The organism is Streptomyces spongiicola (genome assembly GCF_003122365.1).
In the GTDB taxonomy this organism is placed as follows: Bacteria; Actinomycetota; Actinomycetes; order Streptomycetales; family Streptomycetaceae; genus Streptomyces; species Streptomyces spongiicola.
In genome coordinates this window covers 3108660-3123640 of the sequence record NZ_CP029254.1, presented here as the reverse complement: position 1 = coordinate 3123640, position 14981 = coordinate 3108660, and the positions used below count along the sequence as shown (strand labels likewise).

The following is a 14981-nucleotide window of genomic DNA, read 5'->3' as shown; positions in this document are numbered from 1 at the left end:
CGGTTGATCGAGGCCCGGGCGCGCCCCGGGCGGAGGCGAGCGGTGGGCGCGGCTCTCAGACGAAGGACAGCGCCTCGCGGCCGAGGGGAGGTACGAGCCCCTCGGCCGCGGCACGTGTGAGCAGGCCGCGGACGGCCGAGTAGCCCGCCTCGCCGAGGTCGGCCGTGAACTCGTTGACGTAGAGCCCGATGTGCTGGTCGGCGACCGCCGGGTCCATCTCCTGGGCGTGCTCCAGCACATACGGACGTGATGCCTCCGGATCGTCCCAGGCCATACGGACGGATGTGCGGGCGGACTCGGCCAGCAGACTCAGCAGCTCCGGGCCCAGTGCCCTCCTGGCGATGATCGCACCGAGCGGGATCGGCAGCCCGGTCGTGGTCTCCCAGTGCTCGCCCATGTCGGCGAGGCAGTGCAGGCCGTACTCCGGATAGGTGAACCGTGCCTCGTGGATCACGAGTCCGGCGTCCACCCTGCCGTCCCGCACGGCCGGCATGATCTCGTGGAACGGCAGCACGACGACCCTGCCGACCCCGTCCGGCAGCACGTCCGCCGCCCACAGCCGGAACAGCAGATACGCCGTCGACCTCTCGCCCGGCACGGCGACCGTCGCGCGGCTCAGGTCGGTGCCCGGCTCCCGGGTGAGCACGAGCGGGCCGCAGCCCCGGCCCAGCGCGCCGCCGCAGGGCAGCAGCGCGTACTCGTCGAGTACGTACGGGAGGACCGCGTACGAGACCTTCAGTACGTCGAACTCGCCCCGCTCCGCCATGCCGTTGGTGATGTCGATGTCCGCGAACGTCACGTCGAGGCGCGGGGCGCCCGGGATCCGCCCGTGCGCCCAGGCGTCGAAGACGAAGGTGTCGTTCGGGCAGGGCGAATAGGCGATCTTGATCTTGCTCATCGGGCCTCCTCCTCAAGGACGGGACTCAGCAGCCGGAACGCTTCCCGCAGTGCCTCCAGGGCCTCCCCGATGCGCCAGGAGGCCCGGTCGCGGGGGCCGACCGCGTTGGACACGGCGCGGATCTCGGCCACGGGAACACCGTGCCGCACGGCGGCCTCGGCGACCCCGAAGCCCTCCATCGCCTCGGCGGCGGCCCGGGGGTGGCGTGCGGTCAGCTCGGCGGCCCGGCCGGCGGTGCCGGTGACGGTCGAGACGGTGAGGACGGGCGCGTGCACGGCGTCCAGGGACTCGGCGATCCGCTTCGACAGCGCGGCGGGCCGGTGCGCGGAGCGGCCGAAACCGAGTTCCTCCAAGGTCAGATGGCCGTCGGGCGTCTGTGCCCCCAGGTCGGCGGCGACGATCGCGTCGGCGACGACGATCGAGCCGAGCGGGGCGGCCCCCGCGAAACCACCGCCGATCCCGGCGGAGACGACCAGGTCGTAACCGGGAGCGCCGGGGCCGGTGGCGGCGGCCGTCAGCACGGTGGCCGCCGCGGCTGCCGCGGCTGCGGGACCGGCGCCCCCGGCCAGGACGTCCACCGTCGCCCCCGTTTCCGCGCTACGGCCCGTCCCCGTACCCGCACCAGTCCCCGCACCCGCACCCGCGCAGCGGAGCAGGGTGTCACCGCCCGGAACGCGGTGGGTGGTCACGGGGCCGCCGGGAGAGAGTCCGGCGATGACGGAGTCGGCCTCCGCCCGCACCGCGGTGACGACGAGTACGCGCATGGCATGACCTCCGGGCGGGTGCCCGTCCGGCCGGGTCCCTTCGGTGTAGGTCGCTTCGGTGTAGGTCGCTGTGGTGTAGGTCGCTGCGGTCCCGGACCGCCGGGGGTTCGTTCCCGGACCGCCGGGTCCGGCGGGTCCGGCGTTCCCGGTCGCCGGGGGTTCGGCTGCGGGGTTCCTTCGGGACTCGGCCCCGGCACCGGCCCGATCCGGGCTGGGGCCGATACCGTCCGGGTTGGGGCCGGTCCCGTCGGGTTTCGTCCGGGTTCCTCCCGTCCCGGTGTCGGCCCAGGCCCGGGACCCGTCCCGGAACCGGCTCAGTCCGGGATCAGTCCGGGATCAGTCCTGGGCCAGCTTGAAATGCCAGATTCCCGTCAGCTTCTTCCCCGTCGTCTCCACGATGGACACCTGGGCCGAGCGGGAGGGCTCGCCGGTCGTCGGGCTGGTGAAGAAGGCGCTGGCCGGGATGGTCCGGTACGTCTTGTGGTACGGCTCCTGCTCGGCGCGCTCGCCGCCGATGAAGATCGTCCAGCCGTTCTCGGCGATCTCGGGGTCGACACCGAAGCGGATCTTGTCGTCCGGCGCGACCGTGATGGACTTGTCGGCCTTCTCGTTGAGGCAGTCCTGGATCTGCGACTCCTTGATGGCCTGGCCGTCGTTGTAGCAGGCGGCCTCGGTGTTGACCGAGGTCGTCCCGACCGTCACGGTCGCAAGCGGCGTCGGCTTGTCGCAGGCGGAGAGTACGAGGAGGCCGGCGGACACGGCACCGAGGGCGGCGGCGGCCCGGCGGCGCTTGCCGGAGAGGAACGCAACGGTCATGGTCCGAAGGCTATCGGGCGCCCGGTGTCCCGCAGCGCGGGGGTGCGGCGTGGCGCCTTGGACGGCCCCGCCGGCGCCGCGCGGGTCGTGCCCGTGCGCGGTCGTCCGGGCCGCCCCGGCAGGCCGTGGGCGCGGGGCCGGACACGCCGCGGCAGGGGCCCGGCCTCACCGCGCCCGGGAGGCCAGCGTGACCTTCTTCGGTGCGACCGTGCCGCGCCGGGACGCCGCCAGCAGCCCCCGCAGCGCCAGCACGGCGCCCACGGCCAGGATGCCGGCCGCCACGGTCAGGCCCACCACGCCGTTCAGCGGCAGCGAGATCCCGATCGCCCCGCCGACCACCCACGACATCTGCAGCAGCGTCTCGGAGCGGGCGAAGGCCGATGTCCGCACCGGTTCCGGTACGTCCCGCTGGATCATCGCGTCCAGCGACAGCTTCGACAGCGCCTGGGACAGCCCGGCCACCGCGCCCAGCACCGCCACCGTCAGCGGGCTCAGGAACACCGCCGTGAGCAACGCCGTGGTCAGCACCAGCATCAGCCCGGTGGCGACGATCAGCTCCGGTGGGCGGTTGCGCACCCACGCCCCGATCGCCGTGCCGCAGGCGTTGCCGATCCCGGCGGCGACGCCGACCATGATCAGCGAAGCGGCGGCGCTCTGCCCGGCCAGCGGATGAACGCGCAGCAGGAACGCCAGGAAGAAGATCAGGAAGCCCGACAGCATCCGGTGCGCCACGTTCGCCTGCAGTCCGTGCAGCACCGACGGGCCGACCGTCCGCAGACTGGGCTTCCGCTCGCCGTACGTCAGCATGTGCGCCTTGCGCTCGCCCTTCGCCGAGTCGACCTTGTGCGGCATGCCCAGCGAGAGGAACGTGCCCAGGGCGAAGATCGCGCACGCGCCGTACAGCGGCCAGGCGGGGCCGATCTGCTGGAGCCCGACGCCGATCGGCGCCGCGATGCCCGTGGCCAGCAACCCGGCGAGCGTCACCCGTGAGTTCGCCTTGACCAGGGCGAATCCCGGCGGCAGCAGACGCGGCACGACGGCGCTCCGGATCACCCCGTACGCCTTCGAGCACACCAGTACGCCGAGCGCCGCCGGATACAGCTCGATGCCGCCGGTGGCGACGGCTCCCGACATGGTCAGCGCCAGCACCGCACGGGCCGTCATCGTGCCCGCCATCGCCGCGCGGCGGCCGTGCGGGATGTGGTCCAGCAGCGGGCCGATCACCGGGGCGAGCAGGGTGAACGGCGCCATGGTGACGGCCAGGTAGAGCGCGACCCGCCCGCGGGCCTCGTCGGTGGGCACGGAGAAGAAGACCGTCGAGGCCAGCGCAACGGTGATCATGACATCGCCGGCGCCGTTGACCGCGTGCAGTTCGATCAGCCTGCCCAGCCCGGACTCGCCCGCGCCGTGCGCGTGGGTGGCCCGGCGGATGCCCCTCGCCGTTCGGGTGAACGGCAGGTGCAGGGCGCGGCCGACGGCTCGGCACGCCCTGCTCAGCGGCCCGGGAGCGCCGGACGACCTCGCGGCTGTCACGTCGTCATAGTGCCCTACCGGACCCCGACCCGAACCGGGATTCGGACGGGCAGGTGGGCGGCGCGCCACGGAGGGGGTAGCGTGCGTAGCGCGCCACCGGCGGTAGTTCCCGGCCGCACGCCTTTTCGCCATCCCGCAGAATGGGTGACGGTAGGTGTGCCCGAGACAGTGTGCCCGGGCGCGGACGTCGATGCGGCCCCCTGGTCCGCTCCGCCCGCCGCTCGTACATCGCGAATCGGCCAGGCGCACCCGTGAGACGGCGTAGGAGAGAAGCGAGACCTGTGAGTGCTGCGACGACGCGAAGCCGTACCCCCGACCGCCTGTGCGCCGAGGCGGTAGACCTGGCCAGGGCGGCCGCGAGCGAGGCGGCCGCGCCGGGGCTGGTGGGTGAGCACGTCTCACTCGTGTCCGAGGGCGACCGGGTCGTGACCCACTTCTTCGAGTGCCGGGAGACCGGCTACCGGGGCTGGCGCTGGGCCGTCACCGTCGCCCGCGCCTCCCGCGCGAAGAACGTCACGGTCGACGAGGCCGTGCTCCTGCCCGGCCCGGACGCGCTGCTCGCGCCCGAGTGGGTCCCGTGGAGCGACCGGCTGCGACCGGGTGACCTCGGCCCCGGCGATCTGCTCCCCACGGACGCCGAGGACCTGCGGCTCGAGCCCGGCTACTCGGGTGAGGACGCGCCGCCGCCGAACTCGGCGGTCTCCGAGGAGATGGCCGACCGGGTCGACGCGGAGGACGCGGAGATCGTGACCCGCGCCCCGTCGCGCGGCGGGATCGCCTCCGTGGCGGAGGAACTGGGCATGCGCCGCGCGCGGGTCCTCTCCCGCTACGGGCTGCACGTCGCCGCGGACCGGTGGGAGGACTCCTTCGGGGCGAAGACGCCGATGGCGCAGGCCGCGCCGGCGTCCTGCCAGTCCTGCGGCTTCCTGATGCCGCTGTCGGGATCGCTCAAGCAGGCGTTCGGGGTGTGCGCCAACGAGTTCTCCCCGGCGGACGGGCGGGTCGTGTCGCTGTCGTACGGGTGCGGCGGGCACTCCGAGGCGGCGGTCATGCCGAAGCCGCCGCGGCCGGCGCCGCCGGTGCACGACTCGCTGCGCGCGGACGAGTTCCCGCTCCGGCCGGCGCCCGACAGCGGCTCGGTCCCGGACCATGTGGAGACGACCGCGCAGGACGAGGACCTGGGGCACTCGTAGGGCCCGAGTCCGGGAACTCTCGCGCGGGAAGCCCCGTTCGGGAACTCTCGCGCCGGAACCCCCGTCCGGAACATCCGCGCGGTCCCCGTCCGGCTCGCTACAGCCGGCACCGCTCGGCTCCGGCCCTCGGTAGCGGTCGGGTGGGGACCCCGCGATCAGCCCGAGGGACCCGGCGGCCGATGCGCGGGACGGCGGGCGCCGGCAGGGCACCCCGGTCTGCGGTGCGTCCCGGGTGTACGGCGCGTGCGCGATCACCTCTGCGGTGAGCCCCGGCCGGTCGTTGCGCTCGGTGCCGGTGGTGCCGGTGGTGCCGGTGGTGCCGGTGGTGCCGGTGCCCGTGGTGCCGAGCGCGCAGGTGACGAGGCGGGCGCGCCGGTTACGCGATGGTCAGCCGAGGGCGGAGCTGACGCCGAGGGCGGAGGCGAGCAGACCCCGGGGCACGGCGCCGGCGCCATGCACGTCCGGCTCGCCGGGCCCCGACCGGCCCTGCCGAGCCCGGCCCGGCCTCGCTCAGGGTCCGGCCGTCCCCGGCCCCTGTCCGCCCGTTCCTCGGGCCGTCCCCGGCCCCTGTCCGGCCGTTCCCCCGGGCGTTCCCGGCCCCTGCCCGGCCGTTCCCCCGGGCGTTCCCGGCCCCTGCCCGGCTCCGGGGCGGGTCCGCCGTGCCGGGGCCGGGGGACCGCTCTCGGGACCGACCGCATCGGGAGTGACCTCGGCACCGGAATCCCCGTCGCACCGCAACGCCACCCGGGTGTGCGGTGCGAGCCCGGTGGAGCGGTCGCGCGGGGGCGTGTGCGACGCGGTACCTTCGGGCTCCGGGGCGGGGCCGCGTCCGCGTGGCCGGGACGGCGACAACGACCGGTACCGGTGCGGTGCCGCATCGGTACCGCCGTCGTACCGCACCGGTACCGGCGGAATGCCGGGACGGCCGAAGAGCACAGTCAGAGAGCGGAGACAGGCGTGAGCGTCAGGACGACCGAGGGGGCCGACCCGTTCGGGACGGTGCGGCTGCGGCGCGGGGTGCTCGACGCCTGGGGCGCGAGCCCCGCGCGCTTCCGCGAGGACGCCAACGCCGAGGAGGACCTCGCGCTCGGCGGCTACCGCGATCGTGTGATCGTCGAGCTGGCCCAGAACGCCGCCGACGCCGCCGCCCGCGCCGGTGTACCCGGGCGCTTCCGGCTCACCCTCGACCGCGGGACGCTCGTCGCCGCCAACACCGGTGCCCCGCTGGACGCCGCCGGTGTGGAGTCGCTGTCGACGCTGCGGGCGTCGGCCAAGCGCGAGGGCGACCGGGCCGCGGTGGGCCGCTTCGGTGTCGGCTTCGCCGCCGTACTGGCCGTGAGCGACGAGCCCGCCGTCGTCGGCCGGCACGGCGGTGTCCGCTGGTCGCTGGCCGAGGCCCGGGAACTCGCGGCACGGGCGGCACAGGCCAGCCCGGGGCTCGGGGACGAGCTGCGCCGCCGTGACGGCCATGTCCCGCTGCTGAGGCTGCCGCTGCCCGCCGAGGGCACCGCGCCCGACGGGTATGACACGGTCGTGATCCTGCCGCTGCGCGACGGGACCGCCGAGGACCTGGTCGGACGGCTGCTCGCCGGGATCGACGACGCGCTGCTGCTGACCCTGCCGGGGCTCGACGAGGTCGTGGTGGAGACCCCGGAGGGCGTCCGGACGCTGCGGCGCTCGCAGCACGGCGACCACGTCCACGTCGAGGACAGCGCCCGCGGGCTGAACCGCTGGCGGGTCGTCAGCCACCACGGCGCCATCGAGCCCGCGCTGCTCGCGGACCGGCCGGTCGAGGAGCGGATGCGGCCGCACTGGGCTGTGACCTGGGCGGTTCCGGTGGACACCGCGGGTATGCCCGTGTACCCGGCGACTGCGCCGGTCGTCCACGCGCCGACCCCGACGGACGAGCCCCTCGGGGTACCCGCGCTGCTGATCGCCTCACTGCCGCTGGACACCGCTCGCCGCCATCCCGCTCCCGGCCCGCTCACCGACTTCCTGGTGCGGCGCGCGGCCGAGGCGTACGCCGAACTGCTCGCCGACTGGCAGCCGGTCGGCCCCGGGCTGATCGACCTCGTCCCCGGGCCGCTGGGCAAGGGAGAGCTTGACGGTTCGCTGCGCGCGGCGATCCTGGAGCTGCTGCCGCGCACCGCGTTCCTCGCTCCCGCCGTCCCCTCGGAGGACCTGGTGGCGCTGCGGCCGCTGGAGGCGGAGGTCGTGGAGGGGGCCGGTGCCGAGACCGTGGAGGTCCTGGCGGACGTGCTTCCGACCCTGCTGCCGGCCGGTCTGGAGCGCCGGGCGGAGCTGCGGACCCTGGGGGTGGCGCGGGTCCCGCTGACGGAGGCGGTCGACCGGCTGGCGGGGATCGAGCGGGACCCGTCGTGGTGGTGGCGGCTGTACGACAGCCTCGCAGGTGTGGACCCGGAGCGGTTGTCGGGTCTGCCCGTGCCGCTGGCCGGTACGGGCGCGGCCGCCGGCGGTGAAACGCCGGAGGCGGGCGGTCCGTACGGGGCCGGGGCCGGGGGCAGGGACGAGGGCGGAAACGGTGCCGGTGCCGGAGACAGAGACGGGGCAGGAGCAGGGGCCGGAGACAGGAACAGGGGCTGGGCCGGGGACGGGGGCTGGGCCGGGGACGGGGCCGGGGAACCGCGTCCGCGCCGTGCGCCACGCACCGCCGTCGGCCCGCGCCAGGTGCTGCTGCCGACGGCCGAGACTCCGGAAGGACTGGCCCGGTTCGGGTTGAAGGTGGCCCATCAGGACGCCGCCCATCCGCTGCTGGAGAAGCTGGGCGCGCTGCCCGCGACACCGCGCGCGGTGCTCACCACACCGCAGGTGCGGGCGGCCGTCGCCGCGTCGCTGGAGGACGGCGACGGCCTGTGGGACGAGGACGCCCCGGACAGTGACGAGCTGGCGGAGATCGTCCTCGCTCTCGTCCGGGACGCGGGGCTGGAGCCGGGCGACGAGCCGTGGCTGGGCGCGCTGGCGCTGCCGGACGAGGACGGTGAACTCGCCCCGGCCGGTGAGCTGGTGCTGCCCGGAAGTCCCTTCGCGTCCGTGATGCGCGAGGGCGAGCTCGCCCTCGTCGACGCCGAGCTGGCCGCACGCTGGGGCGAGCAGCCGCTCGCCGCGTGCGGTGTGCTGGCGGACTTCGCGCTCGTCCGCGCCACCGGCGTGGTGCTGGACCCGGACGAACTGGAACCCCGTGACGGCGACTTCGCCGAGCCGGACGACGCCGGACTGCTGGACGCGGTCGACGTGTGGTGCGAGGACGTGCTGGACCGGCTGCCCGACACCCCCGTGCCTCCGGTCGCGTCGGAGATCGCCGCCGTGCGCGACCTGGATCTCGTGGACGACGACCAGTGGCCGCGCGCCCTCGCGCTGCTGGCCAGGCCGCCGCTGCGGGACGCGCTGACCCAGCCCGTCCGGGTGCTGCTGCCGGACGGCACGACGGAGACGGTACGGCCGTACACGGCCTGGTGGCTGCGCGGCCATCCGGTGCTGGGCGGCCGCCGCCCCGCGGGTCTGCGGTCCTCGGGCGGCGATCCGCTGCTGGTGGGCCTGTACGACTCGGCCGACGCGACCGGTTTTGGGGACGAGCAGGTGCTGCACGCCCTCGGCGTGCGGACGTCGGTCGCCGCGCTGCTGGACGAGCCGGGCGGCGCGGCCGAGCTGCTGGGGCGGCTCGCCGACCCGGACCGCCCGGTCACCGCGTCCCAGCTGCACGGCCTCTACACGGCTCTGGCTGATCTGGACCCGGAGCAGGTGACCCTCCCGGACGAGCTGCGCGCTGTCGTGGACGGCGAGGTGCGGGTGGTGGACGCCTCGGAGGCGCTCGTCGCGGACGCCCCCGACCTGCTGCCGCTGAGCGCGGGGCGCCCGCTGCTGCCGGTGTCGCCGGACCGGGCGGCCGATCTGGCCGAGCTGTTCCAGGTGGGGCGGCTCAGCGAGACGGTCGAGGCGGACGTGACGACGGACGGCGAGGAGCACGCGGTACCGGAGTCGGTGCATGCGCTGCTGGGGCCGGCGACGCCCGCGTTCTACGTGGAGCACGAGGAACTGCTCGCCGGCGGTGCCGAACTCGACTGGCGCCGCGGTTCCGACGGGGTCGTCCACGCCGCCACGCTGGAGGGCGTCGCCGCCGGTCTCGCCTGGGCGGCGGGCCAGTGGCCCCGCCGCTTCGAGGTGGCGGCGCTGCTGGAGGACCCGTCGCGTACGGAGGAGCTGGCACGGGACCGCTGGTTCGACTGAGGGCCCCGCTGGGCCGGCCGTGGAGCCCGGCTGGTTCGGCTGAGGGCCCGGCTGGTTCGGCCGTGGAGCCCCGCTGGTTCGGCTGACGGGGCGCCTCCGGTTCGACTGGGGAAGCCTTTCCGGGCCGGGCCTTTCCGAGCCAGGCCTTTCCGGACCGGGCCTTTCCGGACCGGACTGTTCTCGCAGCCGGGCTTGTGCCGGGCCGGGCTCTCCCGTATCCGGGCTGTTCTCGCGACCGGCTCCTTCCTGGCCGGGCCTTCCCCGGGCCCGGCCCGGAGATCTGGGCCGTCCCGGGAGCGCAACCCCGGAGCGCCGTCCCGGGAGCGCAGCCGGGGAGCGCCGTCCTGGGGGTGCCGCCCGGGAGGCGCCGGCCGCTGCCGCCTGGGAGCGCAGCTGGGGGTGCCGCCCGGGAGCGCCGGCCGCTGCCGCCCGGGACCGCCGTCCGCTACGCCGGGCTTGTCCCGGCGCGGGCGCCGGGGAGTCCCCGCGGCGGCGCTACGCCGGGAAGCGGCGGTCCACCCAACGCCAGGCGGACTCCAGCACCGCCGCGGCCGCCGCGGCGACGGCGACCGCCGCCCAGGGCATCGTCGTACCCACCAGCCGCAGGGCGAAGAAGTCCTGAAGCCAGGGCACCGCGAGGACGATCAGGAAGCCCAGTCCCATGGCGGCGACCAGGCACACGCGCCACCAGGTGTAGGGGCGGGCGACGATCGCCAGGACCCACAGGGCGACCAGGAACAGGGTCAGTGTCGCCGCGCTGGTCTCGGCGGCCAGGGCACCGGGCCCGCTGTAGTGGTGCCGGGCGAGGAGGTACGTCGTGAAGGTCGCGCCCGCCGCGACGATCCCGGCCGGGATCGCGTGCCTCATGACCCGGCGCACGAAGTGGGGCCTGGCGCGCTCCTTGTTGGGCGCGAGGGCCAGGAAGAACGCCGGGACGCCGATCGTCAGCGTGGACAGCAGGGTCAGGTGCCGGGGCAGGAAGGGGTACTCGACCTGGGAGCAGACCACCAGGACCGCCAGCAGCACCGAGTACACCGTCTTGGTGAGGAAGAGCGTGGCGACCCGGGTGATGTTGCCGATGACACGGCGGCCCTCGGCGACCACCGACGGCAGCGTGGCGAAGCTGTTGTTGAGGAGCACGATCTGCGCGACGGCCTTCGTCGCCTCGGAACCCGACCCCATCGAGACGCCGATGTCGGCGTCCTTGAGCGCGAGGACGTCGTTGACGCCGTCGCCGGTCATCGCGACCGTGTGGCCGCGTGACTGGAGCGCGCCGACCATGTCCCGCTTCTGCTGCGGGGTGACCCGGCCGAAGACGGCGTTGGCGGCCAGCTCGGCTGCCATCGCCTCCCGTTCGGCCGGAAGCCTGCGCGCGTCCACGGCGGTGGCCGCCCCCGGCAGGCCGAGCTTGCCGGCGACGGCGCTGACCGAGACGGCGTTGTCGCCCGAGATGACCTTCGCCGCGACGTCCTGCTCCTCGAAGTAGCGCAGGGTGTCGGCCGCGTCGGGCCGCAGCCGCTGCTGAAGGACGACCAGCGCGGTGGGCCGGGCGCCCGCCGTGACGTCCGGGGCGTCGAGTCCGCCCGCGGCTCGGGCCAGCAGCAGCACCCGCAGGCCCTGCTCGTTGAGGCCGTCGACCTCGCGCAGCACGGGCGCGCCCGGCGGCAGCAGTACGTCGGGGGCCCCGAGCAGCCAGGTCGAACTCCGCCCGTCGCCCTCGCTGAACGCGGCGCCGCTGTACTTCCTGGCGGACGAGAACGGCAGGGACTCGGTGCAGCGCCACTCCTCCCGGTCCGGACAGGCCTCGATGATCGCCTGGAGGGAGGCGTTGGGCCGCGGGTCGGACTCGCCGAGCGCACGGAGGACGGTGCGTACGCGGTCCTCGTCGCAGCCGTCCAGCATGCGCAGCTCGGCGACGTCCATGCCGCCCTCGGTGAGCGTGCCGGTCTTGTCCAGGCACACCACGTCGACCCGGGCGAGTCCCTCGATCGCGGGAAGCTCCTGAACGAGGCACTGCTTGCGGCCGAGCCGGATGACGCCGATCGCGAAGGCGACGGAGGTGAGCAGGACGAGGCCCTCGGGGATCATCGGCACGATGCCGCCGACCGTGCGGGCGACCGAGTCCTTGACGTTGTCGCCCTTGGTGACGAGCTGGCTGACGATGAGCCCGAGGGCGGTCGGGACCATCATCCAGGTGACGTACTTGAGGATCGTGGAGATGCCGGAGCGCAGCTCGGAGTGGACGAGGGTGAAGCGGGAGGCCTCCTCGGCGAGCTGGGCGGCGTAGGCCTCCCGGCCGACCTTGGTGGCGGTGAAGGCGCCGCCGCCGGCGACGACGAAGCTGCCGGACATCATCCGGTCACCGCGCTTCTTGAGGACCGGGTCGGCCTCACCGGTCAGCAGGGACTCGTCCACCTCGAGACCGTCGGCCTCGGCGACCTCGCCGTCGACCACGACCTTGTCGCCGGGGCCGAGTTCGATGAGGTCGCCGAGCACGATCTCGGAGGTGGACACCTCGGCGGCGACACCGTCGCGGCGCACGGTCGGCTTCGCCTCGCCGATCACGGCGAGCCCGTCGAGGGTCTTCTTGGCGCGCAGCTCCTGGATGATGCCGATGCCGGTGTTGGCGAGGATGACGAAGCCGAACAGGGTGTCCTGGAACGGCGCGACCAGGAACATGATCACCCAGAGCACGCCGATGATCGCGTTGAAGCGGGTGAACACGTTGCCCCGGACGATGTCGACGGCGGAGCGGCTGCTGCGTACGGGGACGTCGTTGACCTCGCCGCGTGCGATGCGTTCGGCGACCTCGTCGGCGCTCAGCCCGCCCGGCCGGTGCCGCACGGGCGGCGGTACGGGGTGTACGGGGTCGAGCTCCGCCCCCGCGTCGATCACGGGGCCGCCGCGCGGCTCGGCTCCGTCGCTGCTGGTCTCCGACCGCTGAGTCATGCCTCGACGTTACGGCGAGGCGGGCCGCTCCACCCCCCGGCCCCCCGGTTCCGCAGGGCGCGGGTACCTCCCGGCTCCTGCCCCGGCGCGGGAGCCGCGGTCCACGCCCGCCCCGGCCGCGTCGGCCCCGGCCGTGCGGGCCCGGCCGTGCGGGCCCGGTCGCCGCGCGGGAGCCGCGGTCCGCGTCAGCCGGAGCCGTGGGACGCGGCCTCGGCGCGTCTGATGGCCGCGTCGCGCTTGCGTACGTACCAGATGCCGAGGAGGCCCAGCCCGCCGCCGGCCAGGCAGGTCCACACCCACCAGTCCAGCCCGCGATCGGCGAACCAGCCGTAGAAGGGGACCTGGACCACGAAGAGGGCGAACCAGAGGATCGTGCCGCCGGTGATCGTGGCGACGACCGGCCCCTCCAGGGGCTCGGGTGCCTCGTGCTTGGGGGTCCACTTCGCCATGCGGTCAGTCTAGGCGGCACCCCCGGGGGTCTCGGCGGCGTCCCCGGGGCGCCGCCGAGACCCCCCGGGGTGTTCCGGGGCCCGCGGGTCGCGTTCCCGGGCGTCATCGGATCTTCCTGGGCTGTTCCCGAGTCGTTCCCCGGTCGTTCCCGGGGTGTTCCCGGGGTGTTCCCCGGGGGGCGGGGTGTTCCCGGGTGCCCCGGGGTGTTCCGAGGGGCGGTGGGGCTGTCTCCTCACGGAGGGTGCGGGGAGTTCCCGAGGTGTTCCCAGGGATGCCGCCAAGGGTCGGGGTGGCCCTTCTACCAGGGGGTTCTACGCGGTTCTACGCGCGGAGATACCGATCTTGGCCTTATCTGTTCATACTGAAGCGGTTTGTGTCTGATCGGTTTTCTTCGTAGCAATCTCCAAGCTTCGGATGGCCGGTCGGTCGGAGTGAGCCACGCACCATCTCGACGAGGACTCGTATGCCCCCCACGGCCACCGCGCCCGATGACGTCCGGCAGCCGCAGCGGCCCGACTCGGACTCCCGTGCCCCCGGCCGGCTCGACCGCTACTTCAGGATCTCCGAGCGCGGCTCCACGATCGCCCGTGAGGTCCGCGGCGGCTTCGCCACCTTCTTCGCCATGGCGTACATCGTCGTGCTGAACCCGATCATCCTCGGCAGCGCCGAGGACATGTACGGGAACCAGCTCGACGGCGGCCAGCTGGTCACCGCCACCGTGCTCACCGCCGCCTTCTCGACGCTCCTCATGGGCGTCATCGGCAACGTCCCGATCGCCCTGGCGGCCGGGCTCGGCGTGAACACCGTCGTCGCGCTCCAGCTCGCCCCGCGCATGAGCTGGCCCGACGCCATGGGCATGGTGGTCCTCGCCGGTTTCGTCGTCATGCTGCTGGTGGCGACGGGCCTGCGCGAACGGGTCATGAACGCGGTGCCCCTCGGCCTCCGCAAGGGCATCGCGATCGGTATCGGCCTGTTCATCATGCTGATCGGCCTCGTCGACTCCGGCTTCGTCTCCCGCATCCCGGACGCCGCCAACACCGTCGTCCCGCTCCAGCTCGGGCTCACCGGCCACCTCTCCGGCTGGCCCGTCCTGGTGTTCGTCCTCGGTACGCTGCTCACGCTGGCGCTGATCATCCGCAAGGTGCCCGGTGCCATCCTGCTCTCCATCGTCGCGATGACGGTGGTGGCCGTCGTCATCCAGCTGATCGCCCAGCTCCCCGGCCGGGCGTGGGGCCTGACCGTGCCGGAGTGGCCGGGCAACCCCGTCGCCACGCCGGACTTCGGGCTCGTCGGGCAGGTCAGCCTGTTCGGCGGGTTCGGGAAGGTCGGCCTGCTCACCGGTGCGCTGTTCGTCTTCACCGTGCTGCTGTCGTGCTTCTTCGACGCGATGGGCACCATCCTCGGCGTCGGCGACGAGGCGAAGCTTCTCGACGAGAAGGGCGAGTTCCCCGGCATCAACCGGGTGCTCATCGTCGACGGCGTCGCCGTCGCCGCCGGCGGCGCCACCTCCTCCTCCGCCAACACCTGTTTCGTCGAGTCCACGGCGGGCGTCGGCGAGGGCGCGCGCACCGGCCTCGCGTCGGTCGTCACGGGCGGGCTCTTCGCGGCGGCGCTGTTCCTGACGCCGCTGGCGACGATGGTCCCGTCCCAGGCGGCGACGCCCGCGCTGCTCGCGGTCGGCTTCCTGATCCTCGCGGGGTCGATCAAGGACATCGACTGGAGCGACTTCACCATCGCCGTTCCGGCGTTCCTGGCGATGGTGATGATGCCGTTCACCTACTCGATCACCAACGGCATCGGCATCGGCTTCATCGCCTTCAGCGTGTTGCGGCTGGCGGCGGGCCGCGGCCGCGAGGTGCCGGTCCCGATGTACGTGGTCTCCGCGGTCTTCGTCTTCGCCTACGCGATGCCGGCGCTGGGCCTCACCTGAGGGTCCGCCCCCGGCAGCGGTCCCGGTGGCGCGGTCCCGGAGCGAGCGGCGAGGCCGGCGGCCGGACCCCATCCGGACGCATCCGGCGCCGCCCGGCCGCCTGGCCCGGTGTCCGTGGCCCATGGAGCGCCTCCGGCGCTCGGTGCCGCACGCCGGCTAGCGGGTGCCGGATGTCTCACGGTCTCTAACCCTCTTGCAACCCG

The 14981-nt window shown here is 74.3% G+C and carries 9 protein-coding genes; 3 read left to right on the top strand and 6 right to left on the bottom strand.

What is annotated here, in order from left to right; all coding sequences use genetic code 11:
• Positions 1-55 precede the first annotated feature (55 nt).
• The 4 genes from DDQ41_RS13615 to DDQ41_RS13600 form a co-directional block, all read right to left on the bottom strand.
• Entirely contained in the window at positions 56-898 is an 843-nt protein-coding gene (locus tag DDQ41_RS13615; protein ID WP_109294750.1) for a 1,4-dihydroxy-6-naphthoate synthase, read from the bottom strand.
• Positions 895-1662 carry a futalosine hydrolase gene (locus tag DDQ41_RS13610; RefSeq protein ID WP_109294749.1) on the bottom strand — a complete coding sequence of 256 codons (768 nt, stop codon included), beginning with the start codon at positions 1660-1662 and terminating at the stop codon, positions 895-897. Before DDQ41_RS13610 ends, DDQ41_RS13615 begins: the two co-directional genes overlap by 4 nt.
• Before the next feature lie 336 nt (positions 1663-1998).
• Positions 1999-2478 carry a DUF2771 domain-containing protein gene (locus DDQ41_RS13605; protein ID WP_109294748.1) on the bottom strand — a complete coding sequence of 160 codons (480 nt, stop codon included), beginning with the start codon at positions 2476-2478 and terminating at the stop codon, positions 1999-2001.
• Between the two features lie 165 nt (positions 2479-2643).
• Positions 2644-4011 (bottom strand): MFS transporter, encoded by a 1368-nt coding sequence (locus DDQ41_RS13600; RefSeq protein WP_109294747.1) that lies wholly within the window; start codon positions 4009-4011, stop codon positions 2644-2646.
• A gap of 281 nt (positions 4012-4292) precedes the next feature.
• Between DDQ41_RS13600 and DDQ41_RS13590 the strand changes: the two genes are divergently transcribed.
• Both DDQ41_RS13590 and DDQ41_RS32010 read left to right on the top strand, forming a co-directional pair.
• A complete protein-coding gene (locus tag DDQ41_RS13590; RefSeq protein ID WP_109294746.1) occupies positions 4293-5204 on the top strand; it encodes a DUF3027 domain-containing protein in 912 nt (303 codons plus the stop codon).
• Positions 5205-6161: 957 nt separating this feature from the next.
• Entirely contained in the window at positions 6162-9449 is a 3288-nt protein-coding gene (locus tag DDQ41_RS32010; RefSeq protein ID WP_109294745.1) for a sacsin N-terminal ATP-binding-like domain-containing protein, read from the top strand.
• 495 nt (positions 9450-9944) lie between these two features.
• Here the strand turns inward: DDQ41_RS32010 and DDQ41_RS13580 are convergent, their stop codons facing one another.
• Together DDQ41_RS13580 and DDQ41_RS13575 are read right to left on the bottom strand one after the other, a co-directional pair.
• A complete protein-coding gene (locus DDQ41_RS13580; RefSeq protein WP_109294744.1) occupies positions 9945-12398 on the bottom strand; it encodes an HAD-IC family P-type ATPase in 2454 nt (817 codons plus the stop codon).
• Positions 12399-12583: 185 nt separating this feature from the next.
• Entirely contained in the window at positions 12584-12847 is a 264-nt protein-coding gene (locus DDQ41_RS13575; protein WP_109294743.1) for a DUF2530 domain-containing protein, read from the bottom strand.
• A gap of 464 nt (positions 12848-13311) precedes the next feature.
• On the opposite strand from DDQ41_RS13575, the gene DDQ41_RS13570 reads away from it, so the two are divergent.
• The gene (locus DDQ41_RS13570; protein ID WP_109294742.1) at positions 13312-14778 is read left to right on the top strand and encodes an NCS2 family permease; all 1467 of its coding nucleotides are present in this window, start codon (positions 13312-13314) and stop codon (positions 14776-14778) included.
• Positions 14779-14981 lie beyond the last annotated feature (203 nt).